General features: G+C 73.8%; 14 protein-coding genes. 4 read left to right on the plus strand and 10 right to left on the minus strand.

The features are described 5' to 3' along the window. Positions 1–7 precede the first annotated feature (7 nt). Positions 8–649 carry a precorrin-8X methylmutase gene (locus ACFYZA_RS39605; protein ID WP_388495059.1) on the plus strand — a complete coding sequence of 214 codons (642 nt, stop codon included), beginning with the start codon at positions 8–10 and terminating at the stop codon, positions 647–649. After that, positions 646–2,151 (plus strand): precorrin-2 C(20)-methyltransferase, encoded by a 1,506-nt coding sequence (locus ACFYZA_RS39610; protein ID WP_388495060.1) that lies wholly within the window; start codon positions 646–648, stop codon positions 2,149–2,151. The genes ACFYZA_RS39605 and ACFYZA_RS39610 overlap by 4 nt, the downstream gene beginning before the upstream one ends. A gap of 28 nt (positions 2,152–2,179) precedes the next feature. On the opposite strand, the gene ACFYZA_RS39615 is transcribed toward ACFYZA_RS39610, so the two are convergent. Beyond that, on the minus strand, positions 2,180–2,926 hold the full coding sequence (locus ACFYZA_RS39615) for a cobalt-precorrin-6A reductase (RefSeq protein WP_382597428.1): 747 nt from the start codon (positions 2,924–2,926) through the stop codon (positions 2,180–2,182). Positions 2,927–3,015: 89 nt separating this feature from the next. Here ACFYZA_RS39615 and ACFYZA_RS39620 point away from each other — a divergent pair, with 89 nt between their 5' ends. Next, complete coding sequence (locus tag ACFYZA_RS39620; protein WP_388495061.1) at positions 3,016–4,152, plus strand: cobalt-precorrin-5B (C(1))-methyltransferase; 1,137 nt, start codon at positions 3,016–3,018, stop codon at positions 4,150–4,152. A gap of 14 nt (positions 4,153–4,166) precedes the next feature. Here ACFYZA_RS39620 and cobM read toward each other — a convergent pair whose 3' ends face one another. Together cobM and cbiE are read right to left on the minus strand one after the other, a co-directional pair. Next, positions 4,167–4,910, minus strand: coding sequence for a precorrin-4 C(11)-methyltransferase (gene cobM / locus ACFYZA_RS39625; RefSeq protein ID WP_382597423.1), 744 nt, complete (start codon positions 4,908–4,910; stop codon positions 4,167–4,169). Next, positions 4,907–6,175 (minus strand): precorrin-6y C5,15-methyltransferase (decarboxylating) subunit CbiE, encoded by a 1,269-nt coding sequence (cbiE, locus tag ACFYZA_RS39630; RefSeq protein ID WP_388495062.1) that lies wholly within the window; start codon positions 6,173–6,175, stop codon positions 4,907–4,909. Before cbiE ends, cobM begins: the two co-directional genes overlap by 4 nt. A 475-nt stretch (positions 6,176–6,650) precedes the next feature. Between cbiE and ACFYZA_RS39635 the strand changes: the two genes are divergently transcribed. Next, complete coding sequence (locus ACFYZA_RS39635; RefSeq protein ID WP_382597419.1) at positions 6,651–7,523, plus strand: lytic polysaccharide monooxygenase; 873 nt, start codon at positions 6,651–6,653, stop codon at positions 7,521–7,523. 50 nt (positions 7,524–7,573) lie between these two features. On the opposite strand, the gene ACFYZA_RS39640 is transcribed toward ACFYZA_RS39635, so the two are convergent. The 7 genes from ACFYZA_RS39640 to ACFYZA_RS39670 all read right to left on the minus strand — a co-directional run. Then, the gene (locus ACFYZA_RS39640; protein ID WP_382597417.1) at positions 7,574–8,368 is read right to left on the minus strand and encodes a 4'-phosphopantetheinyl transferase family protein; all 795 of its coding nucleotides are present in this window, start codon (positions 8,366–8,368) and stop codon (positions 7,574–7,576) included. 7 nt (positions 8,369–8,375) lie between these two features. Then, positions 8,376–9,755 carry an MFS transporter gene (locus ACFYZA_RS39645; RefSeq protein ID WP_388495063.1) on the minus strand — a complete coding sequence of 460 codons (1,380 nt, stop codon included), beginning with the start codon at positions 9,753–9,755 and terminating at the stop codon, positions 8,376–8,378. Further along, positions 9,752–11,263 carry an argininosuccinate lyase gene (locus ACFYZA_RS39650; protein WP_388495064.1) on the minus strand — a complete coding sequence of 504 codons (1,512 nt, stop codon included), beginning with the start codon at positions 11,261–11,263 and terminating at the stop codon, positions 9,752–9,754. The genes ACFYZA_RS39645 and ACFYZA_RS39650 overlap by 4 nt, the downstream gene beginning before the upstream one ends. Next, positions 11,260–12,519, minus strand: a complete 1,260-nt coding sequence (locus ACFYZA_RS39655; protein ID WP_388495065.1) for an ATP-grasp domain-containing protein — start codon at positions 12,517–12,519, stop codon at positions 11,260–11,262. The genes ACFYZA_RS39650 and ACFYZA_RS39655 overlap by 4 nt, the downstream gene beginning before the upstream one ends. Further along, the gene (locus tag ACFYZA_RS39660) at positions 12,516–13,574 is read right to left on the minus strand and encodes a PLP-dependent cysteine synthase family protein (RefSeq protein ID WP_382597409.1); all 1,059 of its coding nucleotides are present in this window, start codon (positions 13,572–13,574) and stop codon (positions 12,516–12,518) included. Before ACFYZA_RS39660 ends, ACFYZA_RS39655 begins: the two co-directional genes overlap by 4 nt. Before the next feature lies 1 nt (position 13,575). Continuing rightward, a complete protein-coding gene (locus ACFYZA_RS39665; protein WP_382597407.1) occupies positions 13,576–14,493 on the minus strand; it encodes a kinase in 918 nt (305 codons plus the stop codon). A gap of 325 nt (positions 14,494–14,818) precedes the next feature. Then, on the minus strand, positions 14,819–17,782 hold a 2,964-nt coding region (locus ACFYZA_RS39670; RefSeq protein ID WP_388495066.1), incomplete at its 5' end, for an amino acid adenylation domain-containing protein.

The following is a 17,782-nucleotide window of genomic DNA, read 5'->3' on the forward strand; positions in this document are numbered from 1 at the left end:
CGACGAGATGAGCGAGAGCACAGTGTTCGACTACGAGAAGGACGGCGCGGAGATCTACCGCCAGTCCTTTGCCACGATCCGCGCCGAGGCGGACCTCGGCGGCCTGCCCGCCGACGTGAGCCAGGTCGCGGTCCGCATGATCCACGCCTGTGGCATGACGGACCTGACCCGCGACCTCGGCTGGACGCCCGGCGTCGTGGCACGGGCCCGCGAGGCGCTGCGCGCGGGCGCGCCGATCCTGTGCGACGCGCGGATGGTCGCCAGCGGGGTGACCCGCAAGCGGCTGCCCGCCGACAACGAGGTGCTGTGCACGCTGGGCGACCCGTCGGTGCCCGACCTCGCCGCGAAGTTCGGCACCACCCGCAGCGCGGCCGCCCTCGAACTGTGGCGGGACCGGCTCGACGGCGCGGTCGTGGCCGTCGGCAACGCGCCCACCGCGCTGTTCCGGCTGCTCGAAATGATCGAGGAGGGCGCGCCGCGCCCGGCGGCGGTCATCGGCGTACCGGTCGGCTTCATAGGCGCGGCCGAGTCGAAGGACGCGCTCGCCGCGCACCCTTCGGGCCTGGAACACCTGGTGGTACGGGGCCGGCGCGGCGGCAGCGCGATCGCCGCGGCCGCCCTCAACGCGATCGCGAGCGAGGCGGAATGAGCGAGAACAGCAGCACGGCCGGGCGGCTCTACGGAGTCGGCCTCGGGCCCGGCGACCCGTCCCTGATGACGGTGCGCGCGGTCGAGGCCATCGCCGAGGCGGACGTGGTGGCGTACCACTCGGCGCGGCACGGCCGGTCCATAGCGCGCTCGATCGCGGCGAAGCACATCCGTGCCGACCACATCGAGGAGAAGCTGGTCTACCCGCTCACCGTGGAGACCACCGACCACCCCGGCGGCTACCGGGGCGCCCTGAACGACTTCTACGAGGAGGCCTCGGCCCGCCTGGCCGAGCACCTCGACGCGGGCCGTACGGTCGCCGTGCTCGCCGAGGGCGACCCGCTGTTCTACGGCTCGTACCAGCACATGCACAAGCGGCTCGCGCACCGCTATCCCACCGAGGTGATCCCCGGCGTGACCTCGGTGAGTGCCGCGGCCGCCCGGCTCGGGGAGCCCCTGGTGGAGGCCGAGGAGGTGCTCACGATCCTGCCCGGCACGCTGCCGGAGGAGGAGCTCACCGCGCGCCTGGCCGCCACCGACTCGGCGGTGGTGATGAAGCTGGGCCGCACCTTCACCAAGGTCCGCCGGGCGCTTGAGCGTTCGGGGCGCCTCGACGAGGCACGGTACGTGGAGCGCGCCACCATGGCGGGCGAGCGCACCGGCCGACTGGCCGACATCGACGCCGAGTCGGTGCCGTACTTCTCGGTCGCGGTGCTGCCCAGCCGTATCGACGCCACGCCCCCCGTGCGCGAGCGCGGCGAGGTCACGGTCGTCGGCACCGGCCCGGCCGGCCCGCTGTGGCTGACCCCCGAGTCGCGCGGCGCGCTCGCCACCGCCGACGACGTCGTCGGCTACACCACGTACGTGGACCGGGTGCCGGAGCGCCCCGGCCAGCTGCGGCACGGCTCGGACAACAAGGTGGAGTCCGAGCGCGCCGAGTTCGCCCTCCAACTGGCCATGCGGGGCAGGCGAGTCGCCGTGGTGTCCGGCGGCGACCCGGGCATCTTCGCGATGGCCACGGCCGTGCTCGAAGTGGCCTCGCGGCCCGAGTACGCGGACGTCCCGGTGCGGGTCCTGCCGGGGGTGACCGCGGCGAACGCGGCCGCCGCCCGCGCGGGCGCCCCGCTCGGCCACGACTACGCGACCATCTCCCTTTCCGACCGGCTCAAGCCGTGGGACGTCATCGCGGAGCGGCTGCGCGCGGCGGCCGCCGCCGATCTGGTGCTCGCGCTCTACAACCCCGGTTCCGCAAGCCGCACCTGGCAGGTCGCCAAGGCGCGCGAGCTGCTCCTGGAGCACCGCCTGCCGGACACCCCGGTCGTGGTCGCACGGGACGTGGGCGGCCCCGCCGAGCGGGTCCGCATCGTGCGCCTGACCGACCTGGACCCGGCCGAGGTGGACATGCGCACGATCCTGCTGATCGGCTCGTCGCAGACCCGTACGGTCCGGCGCGGCGACGGCGAGGAGATCGTCTGGACCCCGCGCCGCTACCCGGAGGCCTGACGCGCACGCCGGGTGACCTCGGCCGGGGTCACCCGGCGAACCGGCGCACCCAGGCGGCCGCCTCCTCGGGGGTGGCCGCCTCGCCCACGCCGTCCGGCACGGGCGGCCGCCGCACCACGACGACGGGGATCCCCGCCTCGCGGGCCGCGGCGAGCTTGGGCGCGGTCGCGGCGCCCCCGCTGTCCTTGGTGACGAGGACGTCGATCCGGTGGGCGCGCAGCACCTCCCGCTCCCCTTCCAGGGTGAACGGGCCCCGGTCGAGCAGCACCTCCATCGCGGCGGGGAACGGCGGCTCGGGCGCGTCCACGGACCGCATGAGGAACCACAGCGCGTCGAGGCCGGCGAAGGCGGCAAGGCCCATGCGTCCGGTGGTGAGGAAGACGCGACGGCCGAGCGCGGGCAGCAGCGCCGCCGCCGACTCCAGGGAGTCCGCCGGATGCCAGCGGTCCCCCTCGCCGGGGACCCAGCCGGGCCGGCGCAGCGCCAGCAGGGGAACATGGGCGTCGGCGGCGGCCCGCGCCGCGTTGAAACTGATCGTCCCGGCGAAAGGGTGGGTGGCGTCGATGAGCGCGTCCACCGCGTGCGTACGCAGCCACGCGGCGAGCCCCTCGGCGCCGCCGAACCCGCCGACGCGGACCTCGCCGGGCGGCAGCCGGGGCTCGGCGACCCGCCCGGCGAGCGAGCTCGTCACGCGCAGTCCGTCGATCCGCGCGCCGCACAGCAGCCCCGCCAGCCGACGGGCCTCGCCCGTACCCCCCAGAATCAAGACGTGCACAGCATCCGGTTCCGTTCGTGAGTGAGGCCGAGGGTCATGAGTTCCGTGAGGTGGGGCGGCGGTGAGGCCGGGGGTCGTGCGTTCGGTGGATGGGGCCGAGGGGCGTGAGTGAGGCGAAGGGCGGCCGCGGCGCCCAACTCAAGCACACCGGTCTGCGCCCCGGCTGGACGACCGGTGCCTGTGCGACGGCGGCCACGACGGCCGCGTACACCGCGCTCCTGACCGGCGACTTCCCCGACCCGGTGACGATCACGCTGCCGCGCGGCCAGACGCCCGCGTTCGCGCTCGCCGCCGAGGAGCTGGCCGCCGGGCACGCGATGGCGGCCGTGGTGAAGGACGCGGGCGACGACCCGGACGTCACCCACGGCGCGCTGGTCCGCTCGACGGTACGGCTGCTTCCGCCCGGCTCGGGCGTGGTGTTCCGGGCGGGCGAGGGCGTGGGCACGATCACCCGCCCCGGCCTTCCGCTGCCGGTGGGCGAACCGGCGGTCAACCCGGTGCCGCGCCAGATGATGCGCGACCACGTGGCGCTGGTGGCCGGGCGCCACGGCGCACCGGGAGACGTCGAGATCACCCTCTCGGTGGACCACGGCGCGGAGATCGCCCGCTCCACCTGGAACCCGCGTCTGGGCATCCTGGGCGGCCTGTCCATCCTGGGCACGACCGGCATCGTGGTGCCGTACTCGTGCTCGGCGTGGATCGACTCGATCCGGCGCGGAGTGGACGTGGCGCGGGCGGCCGGCCGCACCCATGTGGCGGGCTGCACGGGCTCGACGTCGGAGAGGACGGTGGTCGCGGAGCACGGCCTGCCGGAGGACGCGCTGCTCGACATGGGCGACTTCGCGGGCGCGGTCCTCAAGTACGTACGCCGTCATCCGGTGGACCGCCTCACCATCTGCGGCGGCTTCGCCAAGCTGTCGAAGCTGGCCGCGGGCCATCTGGACCTGCACTCGGCCCGCTCCCAGGTGGACAAACCGTTCCTCGCGGAGCTCGCCCGCCAGGGCGGCGCGAGCGAGGCGCTCGCGACCGAGGTCGCGGACGCCAACACGGGCCTCGCGGCACTCCAGTTGTGCACGGCGGCGGGCGTCCCGCTGGGCGACCTGGTGGCCGCGCGGGCCCGCGACGAGGCCCTTTCCGTGCTGCGCGGGGCGCCCGTGGCGGTGGACGTGATCTGCATCGACCGGGCCGGCAACGTGGTGGGCCGGAGCGCCCCGGCGGGCCCGTGAGGGGCCGGCGGCGCTCAGCAGCGGTGCCGGTCGGCGGAGTAGAGGTGGCTGTCGCGGAACTCGGCCGCGCCCAGCGTCCGCCCGACCAGGATGACGGCGGTCCGCACGAGCCCGGCCTCCTTCACCTGCCCCGCGATGTCCGACAGGGTGCCGCGCAGGACGACCTCCTCGGGCCGTGAGGCGAACGCGACGACGGCGGCGGGGCAGTCGGCCCCGTAGTGCGGCAGCAACTCCTCGACCACACGGTCGGCATAGCCCGTCGCCAGGTGCAGCACGAGGAGCGCGCCGCTGCGTCCCAGCGTCGCGAGGTCCTCGCCCTCGGGCATGGCGGTGGCGCGCTGCGCGACCCGGGTCAGGATCACGGTCTGGCCCACGGTGGGCACGGTGAGCTCCCGCTTGAGGGCGGCCGCGGCCGCGGCGAACGCGGGCACCCCCGGCACGACCTCGTAGGGCACCCCGGCCGCGTCCAGGCGCCGCATCTGCTCGGCGACCGCGCTGAACACCGAGGGGTCCCCGGAGTGCAGCCGCGCCACGTCCTGCCCGGCCTCGTGGGCGCGCACCAACTCCCCGGTGATCTCATCCAGGTTGAGCTGCGCGGTGTCCACGAGACGGGCGCCCTCGGGGCACTCGGCGAGCAGCTCGCGCGGCACCAGGCTGCCCGCGTAGAGGCAGACCTGGCAGGAGGCGAGCGTACGGGCGCCGCGCACCGTGATCAGGTCGGCGGCACCGGGCCCCGCGCCGATGAAGTACACGGTCATCTGTCGTCTCCTGAAAGGGTGTTGAGGGGTGCGGGACCGGCCTTGACCACCGCCCACTGGGTGACCGGCATGGCCTGGCGCCAGCCCGTGAAGGTGCCGACCGGCACGGCGTGCGCGACGGCGAGCCGGACGAGTTCGCCGCCGTGGCGCCGGTACCACTGGGCGAGCAGCGCCTCGGACTCGAGCGTCACGGTGTTGGCGACGAGCCGGCCGCCGACGGCCAGCGCGTCCCAGCAGGCGTCGAGCAGCCCGGGCGCGGTGAGCCCGCCGCCGATGAACACGGCCTCGGGGGACGGGAGTTGAGCGAGCGCGCCGGGCGCGGCCCCGCCGACCACCGTTACCCCGGGCACGCCGAGCCGGTCGGCGTTGCGACGGATGCGCTCGGCCCGCGCGGGATCCCGCTCGACGGTGAAGGCCCGGCAGGACGGGTGCGTACGCATCCACTCCACGGCGATCGAGCCGGAGCCCCCGCCGATGTCCCAGAGCAGCTCGCCGGGCGCGGGCGCGAGCGCGCCCAGCGTCGCGGCGCGGATGTGCCGCTTGGTGAGCTGCCCGTCGTGCTCGTACGCCTCGTCGGGCAGGCCCGGCACGGCGCCGAGCCGGAGGGCGCCGGGGGCGCGCAGGCACTCGACGGCGACGAGGTTGAGCGGGTCGCCGGCCGGGAGGTCCCACGTATCGGCGGTGCCGTCCCGCTGGTGCTCCTCCTCGGACCCGAGCTGTTCGAGGACCCGCATCCGGCTGGGTCCGAACCCGCGGTCGCGCAGCAGGGCGGCGAGCTCGGCGGGGGTGCCGGCACCGGCGCTGAGCACGAGGAGGCGGCGGCCGTGGTGCAGGGCGGCGGCGACCCGGGCCAGCGGCCGACCCACGGCGGTGACGACCTCGGTCTCCTCCACGGCCCAGCCGAGCCGGGCGCAGGCGTAGGCGACGGAGGAGGGGTGCGGGAGGATGCGGGGCGGGGCGCCGAGGACTTCGGTCAGGGTGCGGCCGATCCCGTAGAACATGGGGTCGCCACTGGCCAGGACGGCGATGCGGCGGCCGGCGTGGGCGGCCATCAGCGCGGGGACGGCGGGCCGCAGCGGCGAGGGCCAGGCGACGCGCTCGCCCCGGCACGCCCCGGGCAGCAGCGCGAGCTGCCGCGGCCCCCCGACGACGGCCTCGGCCTCGCGGAGCACCCTCTGAGCGGCCTCCCCGAGCCCGTCCCATCCGTCGGCCCCGATGCCGACGACGGTGACGTCGGGGTGGGGGGAGGGGGGGTGGGGGTTCACGGATACCTCGGGGTGGTGCGGGGCGTCTGGACCCGCACTCTACTGTCCGCTCCCCCACCCCTCCCGGGCGGGTCCACACCCCCACACAGGCCATCCGCGCAGTTCCCCGCGCCCCGGAAACCCTTCTTCGGCTGCGGACCGTGCGTGGCTGCTCGCGCCCACGCGGCGGAGCCGCATATGTCACAGCCCCGCGCCCCTGAAGGCCTGCGTGCCGGCCAGTGCAGGCATCTTCAGCCCGTCATGGGGGTCCCCCCGGGCCCTTGAGGCCTTGGGGGAGATCGAGGACGAGCGCCCTTGAGGCGCGAACGGGGTCCGGGGCGGAGCCCCAGGGGCTGGGGGCAACCCGGGCCCACGGGTTGGCGTAGACCTCTTGCGGCTTGGTCCAGACCAATGCCAGTCTGCCAAGTACCGCTACCGGAGGGCGACTTGGCGCGCCCGCACGCCACCATGCCCACCCCACGATCAAGGAGCACGCATGTCCGCTCGGCGCACCGCCGCGTCCCTGGGTGTCCTCGGGGCAACCTCCCTGACGCTCCTCAGCCTCACCCCCACCGCCGCCTCCGCACACGGAGCGATGTTCAACCCGGTCAGCCGCATCGCCGCCTGCTACGCCGAGGGCCCGGAGCACCCGGTGTCGCAGGTGTGCAAGGACCTCGTGGCCGACTCGGGCACCCAGCCGCTCTACGACTGGAACGAGGTGAACATCGCCAACGCCAACGGCCAGTCCCGCCAGCTCATCCCCGACGGCAAGCTCTGCTCGGCGAACCGCGACAAGTACCGGGCGCTCGACTGGGCCCGTACCGACTGGCCGTCCACCAGCGTCGCGGCGGGCAAGTTCGACTTCAAGTTCCGTGCCACGGCGGCCCATTCGGGCACGATGACGGTCTACATCACCAAGGAGGGCTTCGACCCGACGAAGCCCCTGAAGTGGTCCGACCTGGACAACACCCCCGTGGCCACCTACCAGACCCCCCGGACCGCGACGGACGGCTACTACAACTTCAGCGGCACGCTGCCGACCCGCACCGGCCGCCACATCATCTACAAGGTCTGGCAGCGCGACGACAGCCCGGAGGCGTTCTACAGCTGCTCGGACGTCGTGTACGGCGGCGCAGCCAAGGCCGCCGCGGCGCCCACCGAGCAGAAGATCGCCGCAGGAGCCGGCCACTCCACGGTGAGCCACCACGGCCACGGCGGCGACCCCGTGACCGCCACCACCCCCGCGACCACCCCGGCCGCCTCCTCCGCCCCCACCAGGAACTCGGCCGCCCCCCAGGCCCTGGCCGCGGCCTCCGCCGCGAGCGTGGCGGGCGGCGGCTTCCTCCTCCTGCGCCGCCGTCGCGGCTGAACCGCCACGGCGAGGCGCCGCCCGCCCCCGGCCGGCCTACGGGGGCGGTGTCAGCGCCTTCCCGGGCCGCCGGGCGGGCCGTCGCGGATGTCGTGGTCCGAGAGCCGGCTGACCCGGGGCGCCGCGATCGTCAGGGCGCCGTGGACGGCCACGGCCGCCGCGTAGCCGCGGTCCACGGGGATGTCGAGGACGGTCCAGCCGGCCGGCGGGTACGGGCCGTCCGGCCCGCCGGAGCCCACGTAGTCGGCCGCCGGGTCGCGGCCGAGGCCGGTGCCGAGACCCTTGAGGTAGGCCTCCTTACGGGTCCAGAGACGGGCCAGTTCGCGGGGGCGGCGGACGGGTGCCAGGGCCGCGATCTCCGCCTGTTCGGCCGGGTGCAGCATCGCGGCGAGTTCGGCGGCGCTGCCGGGGTCGGTGATCAGGTCCACGTCCACGCCGATGGGGGCCACCGCCGTCCCCATCAGGACGAGGTCGCCCCGGTGCGAGAGCGAGAAGTGCAGTTCGCGGCTCGCGCCCAGGACGGTGGGCCGCCCGTGCGGACCGCCGCAGCAGGGACAGGTCTCGCGGCCGTAGCGGATGTCCTGGGGCCGGGTGCCGAGGTAGGTGCCGAGGAGGCGGCGCAGCGCCAGATGGGCCGTGGTGAAGCGAATCCGGTCGTCGGCGTGCGCCAGTTCGGCGGCGCGATGCCGTTCGGTCGGGTCCAGTACCGCGGTGTCGAGGGCGGCGCCGCGGATGTCCGGGACCCTGATGAGATAGAGGTCCAGGGAGCCGGGCAGGGGCAGGGGCCGTCCCGGTGGGGCCGCCGGATGGAGCAGGGTGGCGTTCGCGGACGGAGAACCGCTCATGGGTCACTCACCGACCTCTTCCTGATGGATGACGGCGCGGACCGCCGTCGGACGCGGCACGCTCCGCACGCGACGGCGTACGGGTCGGCGGCGTGGTGGGACTCCCCAACTCACCTTCCGTCAAAGGTGGTTCGGTCGGCAGGTCGCGGCGCGCGCGCAGCGGCCCGGCCAGCAGCAGCGCGGAGCTGACCGCGAGGCCGCCGGTGAGCATCCACAGCGCGGGCCGCACGCCGAGGGCGCTGCCCAGGATGCCGCCGAGGAGCGAACCGATGGGAATGGCGCCGAAGTTGGCGACCGACATGCTCGCCGTGATCCGGCCCAGCAGGTGCGGCGGGCAGTACTGCTGGCGGAACGTGCCCTGGATGACGTTGGCGGACACCACGCCCAGGGCGAGCACCGCCCCGCCGAGGGCGAGCAGGACGACCCGCCACCCCGGTTCGGCCAGCGGTACGAGCAGGCCGAACGGCGCGGTGGCGAACTTGCACAGCAGCATGCCGCGGGCCGACCCGAACCGCCGCGAGAGGGACCCCGCGACCACCGCGCCGAGCAGGCCGCCCACGCTGGCGCCGGCGAGCAGCCAGCCCACCGCGGACGCACCGACGCCCAGGTCACGGACCAGGAAGACGGTGAGGAGGGCCTGGTAGCCGGTGAGCAGCAGGTTGGTGACGGTGCCGTAGGCGGTGAGGACGCGCAGATAGGGGTCGCGCACCGTGTAACGCAGGCCGTCCCGCACCTCCTGGCGCAGCGGCCGGGGCACGGCCGGCGCCTCGGGGCGGGGTTCGGTGCTGCGGATGCCGAGCAGGCACAGGGTGGAGGCGAGGAAGGTCGCGGCGTCGACGAGGAGACCGCTGACCGCGCCGAACAGCCCGGCCAGCATGCCGCCGCCGCCGAGCCCGGCGAGCTGGGCCGCCGACTCGCTGCCCTGGAGTTTGGCGTTGGCCTCGGCGAGGTCCTCGCGGCGGACGACGGAGGGCAGATAGACCCGGTAGGCGATGGAGAAGAACACGTTCGCGAGCCCGGTGAGCAGCGCGACCGCCATGAGCTGGGTCATGGTCAGGACGTTCAGCCAGGCCGCCGCGGGCACGCTGGCCAGCAGCACGAGCGAGCCCAGGTTGCAGAGCAGCATCAGCGGGCGTCGCGGCAGCCGGTCCACCCAGGCTCCGGCGGGCAGGCCGACCAACAGCCAGGGCAGCCAGGCGGCGGCGGCCAGCGCGCTCACCCAGAAGGTGCTCGCGTCGAGGCTGACGACGGCGGCCAGCGGCATGGCCACACCCGTGATGTTGCTGCCGAACCGGCTCATGGTCTCGCCCGCCCACAGCAGCCGGAAGTCCCGTTGGCCCAGGAGTCCGCCGCGCGGCCGTGGCGGGGCGGCGGTGGCGGTGTTCATCGGACCGTCATCACCTTGGCCACCTCGTCGGTCAGCCGGTCGGCGGAGGCGGCCCAGCGTGCCCGGCGTTCCGCGAACTCCCGCCCGAAGGCGGCGAGTTCCTCGCGGGCCCGGGTCAGGGCGGCGTCGGGCGCGGCGCCGCCGGGTCCCCCGCCGTGGGCGCAGGCCGCGGCGACCGTCTCCGGGTCCAGCCAGTCCGCGGGGTATCCGGCGGCGGCCTCGGCCACGGCGGGCTGTGCGCGGGCCGCCTCGGACAGCGGGAGGCCGCCGTCCAGGGCGGCGAGGACGGTCTCGCCGACGAGGTGGTGGGCGGTGCGGAAGGGCATGCCGTCCACGACGAGTCGTTCGGCGAGGTAGGTGGCGGAGGTGAAGCCGTCCCGGGCCCGGGCCGTCATGCGCGCGCGATCGGGTTCGGCGCCGGCGACGACGAGCCGCAGCAGGGTCGCCGCCTCCTCGGTGCCGGCGAGGCCCGGCCACAGGTGCCGTACGGCCTCGGTGCCGACGGCGATGGCGTTGGTGTAGCCGGCGGTCGACATGGCGGTGGCGGCACCCGTGAAGCCGGCCAGGGCGGCACTGGAACGGCCCTGGATGTGCTCCAGCAGGAAGGGGTTGCGCTTCTGCGGCATCATCGAACTGGAGCCGACCAGGTCGTCGGCCATCCGCAGCAGCCCGAACTCCTCGGTGGTCCACCAGGTCAGGTCGCGGGCGATCCGGGCCATGAGGACACCCAGCACGGCCGCGGCCGACAGCATGCGCAGCGCGAAGTCCCGGGAGGCGACGGCGTCGACCGAGTTCGGCGCCGCCCCGGTGAAACCGAGGAGTTCGCCGGTGCGGCCCGGGTCGACGGGCACGGAGGTGCCGCCGACGGCGCCCGCGCCGAGCGGGTTGACGTCGATCTCGCGCCCCGCGTCGAGCAGTGCACCCGCCGACCGCAGGACCGCGCCGGCGACTCCGCACAGGTAGTGCCCGTAGCTGATCGGCACCGCGGGCTGGCCGTGCGTGTAGGCGGGCATCGTGACGTCCCGGTACCGCTCGGCCCGGTCGAGCAGGACCTCCGCCAACTCCAGTACCTCGGACACCAGTTGTGCGTAGGGGCCGCGCACCCGGAGTCGTACGGTGGTGGCGTTGAGGTCGTTGCGGGAGCGGCCGGTGTGCAGCACGCCGCCGGTCTCCTGGCCGAGCCGGTCCACGAGCCAGCCCTCGTACGCCAGATACAGCCCGCGCGGCATGGGGCGGTCCCGGACGGCCGCGAAGTCGTCGGCGCGCAGGGTGTCGATGGTGCCGAGGAGCGCCCCGGCACGGGCGGTGTCCACGATGCCGCGCTCGGCGAGCATGACCAGGTGGGCCCGGTCCACCTCGCTGATCAGCCGCAGCTCCTGCCCGATCGGGTCGTCGGCGCCGGGCCGGTACTGGTCGTAGACGATGCGGTGGGCGCGGTCGTCCAGAGCGGTGCGCAGCCGCCCGGTGTCCACTCCTCCGGCTCCGACGGCCTGCGATGGCGTCGTCATACCGGCATCTCCTCCTTCACCGGGGCGTGTTCCAGGGCGGTGGCCAGCCCGAGGGACCGGGCGGTGTCGGCCGCTCGCGCCGACTCCTCGGGGCGGTCGGCGACGGCGATGACGTGGCCGAGCCGGCCGCGGAAGTCCTCGGCAGGGCCGACCCGGGTGCCGGGCGGGCGGTAGAGGGCGGCGTCCACGGCACCGGGCACGGCGAGGGCGGCGGCCTCGGCGGCGTCGGTGTCCCCGAGGACGGCGTCGGTGTCCGCGGTGAGGAACCTGATGGAGGCCGCTCCCGCGGTGCCGCTCGTGCCGATGAGCTCGACGGGCAGGCCGAGCCCGGCGCGCACCTGGGCGCCGACGAGGTCGATGCCCCGGGCGCGGCGCACCAGTTCCGGGATCATCCCGCCGGCCAGGCGCGGGTTGACCTCGATGACACGGGCCACCCCGCCGTCGAGGCGGAGCTCGACATGGGCGGCGCCCCAGCCGAGGCCGAGCGCCTTCACGGCGTGCACGGCGCTGTCGGCCAGTGCGGCTGCCTCGGGCGCGGGCAGCACGGCCGGCACGTCGTGGCCGGTCTCCACGAAGACGGGCGGTTCGCCGACGTGCTTGGCGACGGTCACGACGACCTGCTCACCGAACACCTCGACGGAGAACTCGGACCCGGTGAGGTACTGCTCCACCAGGACCCGGGCGGGTGTGCGCAGCCCGCGTTCATTGACCGTGGCGGACAGCAACTCCCCCGCGTGGGCGACGACTTCACCGCTGTCGCGGCACAGGCGTACGCCCAGGCTGCCGGAGCCCTGCACCGGCTTGACCACCACCGGGCCGCCCTGCCACTGCGCGGCGGCGACCGCTTCGGCGACCGTGCCGGCCACCGAGAACCGGGGGACGGGCACCCCCGCCTCGGCCAGGGTGCTGCGCTGCACCGACTTGTCCCGGCAGGCGCGCACCGCGTCGGCGGACGGCCCGGGCAGCCCGAGCCGCGCCGCCAGGTCGGCGGCGGCGGCGACGTAGTACTCGGAGCTGGACAGCACACCGGCGACGCGCGCACCGGCGGCGAGCCGCTGGACGGCGGCCCACAGGGCGTCACCGTCCGCGGTGTCCACGACGACCGTGCGCAGCTCGTCATCGGCCGCGTACGGGTAGCGGCCGGGGTCGGCGCTCAGCAGCACCGGCTCGGCGCCGAGCGCGCGCGCCCGCTGCGCGAACTGGCGCCCCGTACCGGTGGTGTTGGACTCGACGAACAGCAGCAGCGGGGCGCTCATGCGTCGGCCCCCGGCATCATCACGTCGTCGAAGCCGCGCCGCGCCCAGACCAGGCGGGACCAGGAGGAGGGGGCGTCCAGCGGGTGCGCGACGGTCACGGGGCCGCCCGGCGTGGGGGCCGGTTCGATGCCCTGCTCGCCGAGCCAGTCGCTGTTGTAGACGGTCGACTGGTAGCGGTAGCCCTCGTCGGGCAGCACCATGACGACCTTGCTCTCGGGGTTCTGCGCCGCCCACCAGGACGCGACCTGGAAGGAGGCGCCACTGGTCGGGCCCATGAACAGGCCGTGGTTGCGGAACAGTTCGTGGGTGGCGTGGAAGGCCTCGGCCGCGGTGACCCAGTGGACCTCGTCGTAGGCGGCGTGGCGCACGTTGCCGGGGTGGATGCTGCTGCCGAGGCCGCGCAGGGTGCGCGGACCGTCGGGGGTGCCGAAGATGATCGAGCCGTGGGTGTCGACGCCGACCAGGTGCAGGGCCGGGTCGGTGGGACGCAGGGCGGCGGCGAGCCCCCCGGTGGAGCCGCCGGAGCCGACCGGGCCGACCAGGCAGTCCACCGAGCCGACGGTCTCCCCGATGAGCTGGGCGACGACCGCGTAGGCGCCGGGGTTGTCCGGGTTGTCGTACTGCCCGGGGACGAAGCTGTCGGGGTGCAGTCGGCGCAGTTCCTCCACCCGGGCCAGCCGGGCACCCTGGATGCCGCCGGGCTGGCCGGTGTGCTCGACGATCTCCACGGTGGCGCCCAGCATTTCGAGCCGGTTGCGCAGGTCCCGGTCTATCGCGGAGTCGCCGACGATGGTCAGGTCGTAGCCGCGCAGCCGGCACACCATCGCCAGGCCGAGCGCGAAGGTGCCCGAGGAGGTCTCGATGATCCGGGTGCCGGGCCGCAGCAGGCCCGCGGCCTCCGCACGGTCGACGATGAACCGCGCCGGGAGCAGCTTCATCAGGCTGAACGCGGTGGCGTAGAGGTTGTCGGTCACCTGGATGATGCGGGGCAGCTCGGTGGCGTCCACCACCGAGTCGTGCACCCGTGCGGCGCCCGCGATCGTGAAAGTGGTCATGTCAGTCACCCGTCGTGAAGATCCACTGCTCGTGGATGCCGATGTTGTGCAGCAGTCGCCGACCGTGCTCGGTGCGGGCGTCGACCTCGGGGTCGTCGCGGTCGTAGAGGAGTCCGGCGATGTCTCCGCTGTGCGCGGTCTGAATGCCGAGGGCTCCGGTCTCCCGCTCGATGACGCGCAGGCTGTCCAGGAGCGGGATGGGCAGGTGCCGCTGGTTGATCCCGGTGCTGGCCGAGGCCACCGCGCCGACCAGGGCGACGTCCTTGGTGTGGATGGCCTCGCGCAGCATCGCGTGCAGCTCGGCGAAGACCTCGATCTCCGTGCTGTCGTAGCGGGCCGGCGGGAAGGCCAGGGTGTCGATGCCCTTGCCGTCGTTCTCCGGCCGGGAGCCGAAGCCGAGCACCCGCACGGCCGGCATCCGGTAGCCGAAGTCCTCGATGACCTTGCCCTCGCGCTGTGCGAACAGCACCGAGCTCTCCTTGAACATGAGGGAGTCGGACGCGGTCTCGGCACACACCGCGATCCGTGCGACGGCCTCGGGCGGCAGCGACCGCACGAAGGCGTCCTGTACGGCCCAGATCGCGGCCAGCACGTCACTGGTCGAGGAGCCGAAGCCGCGGCACAGCGGCACGTCGCCGGTCAGTTCGAGATGCCCGCCGACCGGCCCGTCCTCGGGCCGGACACAGGCCTCGACGGCGAGCTGCGCCGCCCGCCGCGCCTTGGACTTCCAGGACGGGGAGACGGTCAGCTCCTCGCCCCGGGCGGGGATGAAGGACGCCTGGGTGGTGTGGACGGTACAGGGCATCGTGACCAGCCCCCGGCTGAGCTGACCCTGGTGCGGAAAGACGCCCTGGAGTATTTCGCCGTGATGTATCGGCGCGGAAGCGACGCCGACGCGCCAACCGGAATGATCCACCATGTCCTTGACTTCCTCTGGGGGCCGGACCGGACCGTTCACTGGGCCTGGCCGATCATGCGGACCCCTCCACGCTAAGCAGCACCGGCACCCGAATCCGGCTGCCGAGGCGGCAGTATGCGGGCAGTTAGCGGCAGCCGGGCGGCGGGAAGCGGTGCGGGGCACAGACCCGGACAGGCCTCGGGGCCCGTACGGCGATCAAATCCGCCGTACGGGCCCCGGGGCCGCGCGCCATGTGCCGTATGCCGTGCCCCGCAGGCCTGTTGTGGCCTGCGCCGTACGACGTGTGGCCCGTGCCGTACGGCGTGTGTCGGGCGGCCCGGCCGTGTCAGATGTGGGCCGCCGGCCGCAGCCGGCGGGCGAGCACCTCCCCGATCGCGCGCAGCGGCTCCGCCTCGGTCATCGCCGCGTGCTCGCAGTCGACCGCGAACTCCTCGACCCGGCCCCCGACATGGGGCGCCCAGGCCTCCGCCCCCGACTGCGCCGCCGGCGTGCCGGTCGCGTCGAAGAACAGCGCGTCACCGCCGAACCGCACGTCCGGCACGTACCGGTACCGCATCCGCAGGTTGTCGAGGGTCGCCGCCACCACGGCCGCCGCCTGTGCGTGCTCCAGACCGGCGAGCACCGGGTCCGACTGCCGCAGCGCATCGGCGAGTTCGGCGACGTCCGGCACCGAGTCGGCGCACCGCACCGGCACGGACTCGCCCCGGCTGCCGAGCAGGGCGGTCAGTACGTGCCTGCCGTCGATCTCGGGCGCCCGGAACCCGTCGGGCAGCGGGTAGGAGTCGAGCAGCGCCAGCAGCGCGACCTCCTCCCCGGCCGCCTCCAGACGGGCGGCGACCGCGTGCGCGACGAGCCCGCCGAACGACCAGCCGAGCAGGTGGTACGGGCCGTGCGGCTGGACCCCGCGGATCTCGGCGAGGTAGTCGTCCGCCATCTCCTCGATGGATTCCGGCACGTCCTCGGTACCGCCGAGCCGACGGGCCTGGAGGGCGATGAGCGGCCGGTCGGCACCGAGGTGCGGCAGCAGTCCGGCGTAACCCCAGCTCACCCCGGATACGGCGTGCACGCAGAACAGGGGCGCCGTCTCCGTGTCCCGGCCGGCCGCCCTGATGGGCAGCACGGTGTCGAGCGGGTTGCTTCCGCTGCCCGCCGCGATGTGCTCGGCCAGCAGCGCCGGGGTGGGGCTCTGGAAGAGGTCGCGGATGGTGACGCGAGTGCCCCAGACCGTACGGATGCGGCTGATCAGCCGGGTGGCGAGCAGGGAGTGGCCGCCGCGGTGGAAGAAGTGGTCGTCGATGGTGACGGAAGCGAGCCCGAGGGTGTCGGCGAAGAGACCGCACAGGATCTCCTCGGCCGGATTGCGCGGCGCACGGCCGTCGGACACGGCGGTCAGATCCGGCGCGGGCAGGGCCCGGCGGTCCAGCTTTCCGTTGACCGTACGAGGCAACTCCTCCAGGACCACGACGGCCGCAGGAACCATGTACTCCGGCAGCCGCGCCGCCGTGTGCCGCACCAGGGCCGTGCTCTCGACCCCCTCTCCCACCACGTAGGCCACCAGGCGCTTGTCGCCGGGACGGTCCTCACGAACCACCGCCGCCGCCTGCTGCACCTGCGGATGCGACGCCAACGCCGCCTCGATCTCGCCCGGTTCGATCCGGAAACCCCGCAGCTTGATCTGCTGGTCACCCCGGCCCAGATACTCCAGCGCACCCTGCTTGTTCCACCGCGCCAAGTCCCCGGTCCGATACATCCGCGCCCCAGCGGGCCCGTAAGGGTTGGCCACGAAACGGTCCGCCGACAAACCCGGCTGACCTATGTAACCGTGCGCCAGACCATGCCCCGCGACATACAACTCACCCGGCACCCCCGGCGCCACCAACTCCAGGTTCCCGTCCAGCACATAGGCGTGCTTCCCGGACAGCGGACCACCCACCGGAATGCTCGCCGCACCCTCGGCCGTACCCGGCTCGATGGCGAACGTGGTCGTGAAGCCCATGCTCTCCGCCGGCCCGTACCCGTTCAGCAACCGCAGGTGGGGGAAGTGGGCGAGTGCCTTCGCCGCGTGGGCGGGGGACGCGGCTTCACCGGCCGTCATGGCTTCACTGATCTGTCCGAAGACGGCGGGGTGTTCGTCCAGCATGTGGTTGAACAGGCTCGCCGACATCTGAAGCGTGGTCACCTGATGACGCTCCACCAGTTCCACGATCTGATGCGGATCAGTGTGCTGACCCGGCTGAAGCACACACACGCCGCCGTGAAGCAGCGGCCCGAACACCTCCAGCGCGAACGCGTCCCACGACACCGGAGAACACTGCAAGAACGTCTGCTCCGGACCGAAAGCCAGATAGTCCGGGCCGACAAAGGTCGCCGCGAGCGCCCGGTGCGACGCCGCAACACCCTTCGGCACACCCGTCGAACCCGACGTGAACATCACACACGCAACCGACTCCGGAGACCCACCCGTCACCACCGACCCACCCGAGACGGCACTGATCTCCGCCACCTCACGCGTCAGATCGACACGCACCGCATCCGACCGCAACACCGGAAGATGCGACTGCGTCACCACCACAGCCGGACGCACCTGCTCCAGAACAGCATTCAGACGCTCATCCGGGAACTGCGGATCCAGCATCGTGTAACCCGCACCCGCCTTCAACACCGCCAGGATCGCGGCCACCATGTGCGGCGAACGCTCCACATGCACCGCCACCAGATCACCCGGCGCCACACCCTTGCCCGACAGATACCGGGCCAGACGGTTCGACCACACCTCCAACTCCCCGTACGACACCACCTGATCCTCGAACACCACAGCCGGAGCCTCCGGCGAACGCGCCGCCCGACCCGCAAACAGACCGTCCAAGCCCAGTTCGGGAGCCCGGGTTGCGGGCCCGGACCAGACGTCGAGCAGATGCCGCTCCTCGGGGGCGAGCAGCGGGACCGAACCGACGGACGTGTCGGGGTCGGCCGCGGCCGACTCCAGCAGGAGCAGGGTGCGCTCCAGCAGGAGTTCGACCGTCTTCGGCTCGTACAGGTCGGTGGCGTACTCGACGATGATGTCGAGTCCGTCCGGGCTGCCGTCGGCCGCCCGGCGCTCACCGAACGCGAAGGTCATGTCGAACTTCGCGATCCTCAACTCCGGGTCGAGGAAAGCCGTTTCGAGGCCTTCGAGTTCCGGAGTGCCGGCGGCGGTGTCGCCGACGGTGAGCATGACCTGGAACAACGGATGCCGGGACGCCGAACGCTCGGGGTTGAGCACCTCGACGAGCCGGTCGAACGGAAGGTC

It is taken from the genome of Streptomyces sp. NPDC001828, assembly GCF_042892175.1.
Taxonomy (GTDB): Bacteria; Actinomycetota; Actinomycetes; order Streptomycetales; family Streptomycetaceae; genus Streptomyces.

What these genes read in the sequence shown, in the direction of transcription:
- ACFYZA_RS39655 (WP_388495065.1), bottom strand. Translation starts at nt 12,519, where the DNA reads ATGAGCGCCCCGCTGCTGCTGTTCGTCGAGTCCAACACCACCGGTACG.
- ACFYZA_RS39665 (WP_382597407.1), bottom strand. Translation starts at nt 14,493, where the DNA reads ATGGTGGATCATTCCGGTTGGCGCGTCGGCGTCGCTTCCGCGCCGATA.
- ACFYZA_RS39640 (WP_382597417.1), bottom strand. Translation starts at nt 8,368, where the DNA reads ATGAGCGGTTCTCCGTCCGCGAACGCCACCCTGCTCCATCCGGCGGCC.
- cobM (WP_382597423.1), bottom strand. Translation starts at nt 4,910, where the DNA reads ATGACCGTGTACTTCATCGGCGCGGGGCCCGGTGCCGCCGACCTGATC.
- ACFYZA_RS39620 (WP_388495061.1), top strand. Translation starts at nt 3,016, where the DNA reads ATGGGGCCGAGGGGCGTGAGTGAGGCGAAGGGCGGCCGCGGCGCCCAA.
- ACFYZA_RS39645 (WP_388495063.1), bottom strand. Translation starts at nt 9,755, where the DNA reads ATGAACACCGCCACCGCCGCCCCGCCACGGCCGCGCGGCGGACTCCTG.
- ACFYZA_RS39635 (WP_382597419.1), top strand. Translation starts at nt 6,651, where the DNA reads ATGTCCGCTCGGCGCACCGCCGCGTCCCTGGGTGTCCTCGGGGCAACC.
- ACFYZA_RS39660 (WP_382597409.1), bottom strand. Translation starts at nt 13,574, where the DNA reads ATGACCACTTTCACGATCGCGGGCGCCGCACGGGTGCACGACTCGGTG.
- ACFYZA_RS39605 (WP_388495059.1), top strand. Translation starts at nt 8, where the DNA reads ATGAGCGAGAGCACAGTGTTCGACTACGAGAAGGACGGCGCGGAGATC.
- ACFYZA_RS39610 (WP_388495060.1), top strand. Translation starts at nt 646, where the DNA reads ATGAGCGAGAACAGCAGCACGGCCGGGCGGCTCTACGGAGTCGGCCTC.
- ACFYZA_RS39650 (WP_388495064.1), bottom strand. Translation starts at nt 11,263, where the DNA reads ATGACGACGCCATCGCAGGCCGTCGGAGCCGGAGGAGTGGACACCGGG.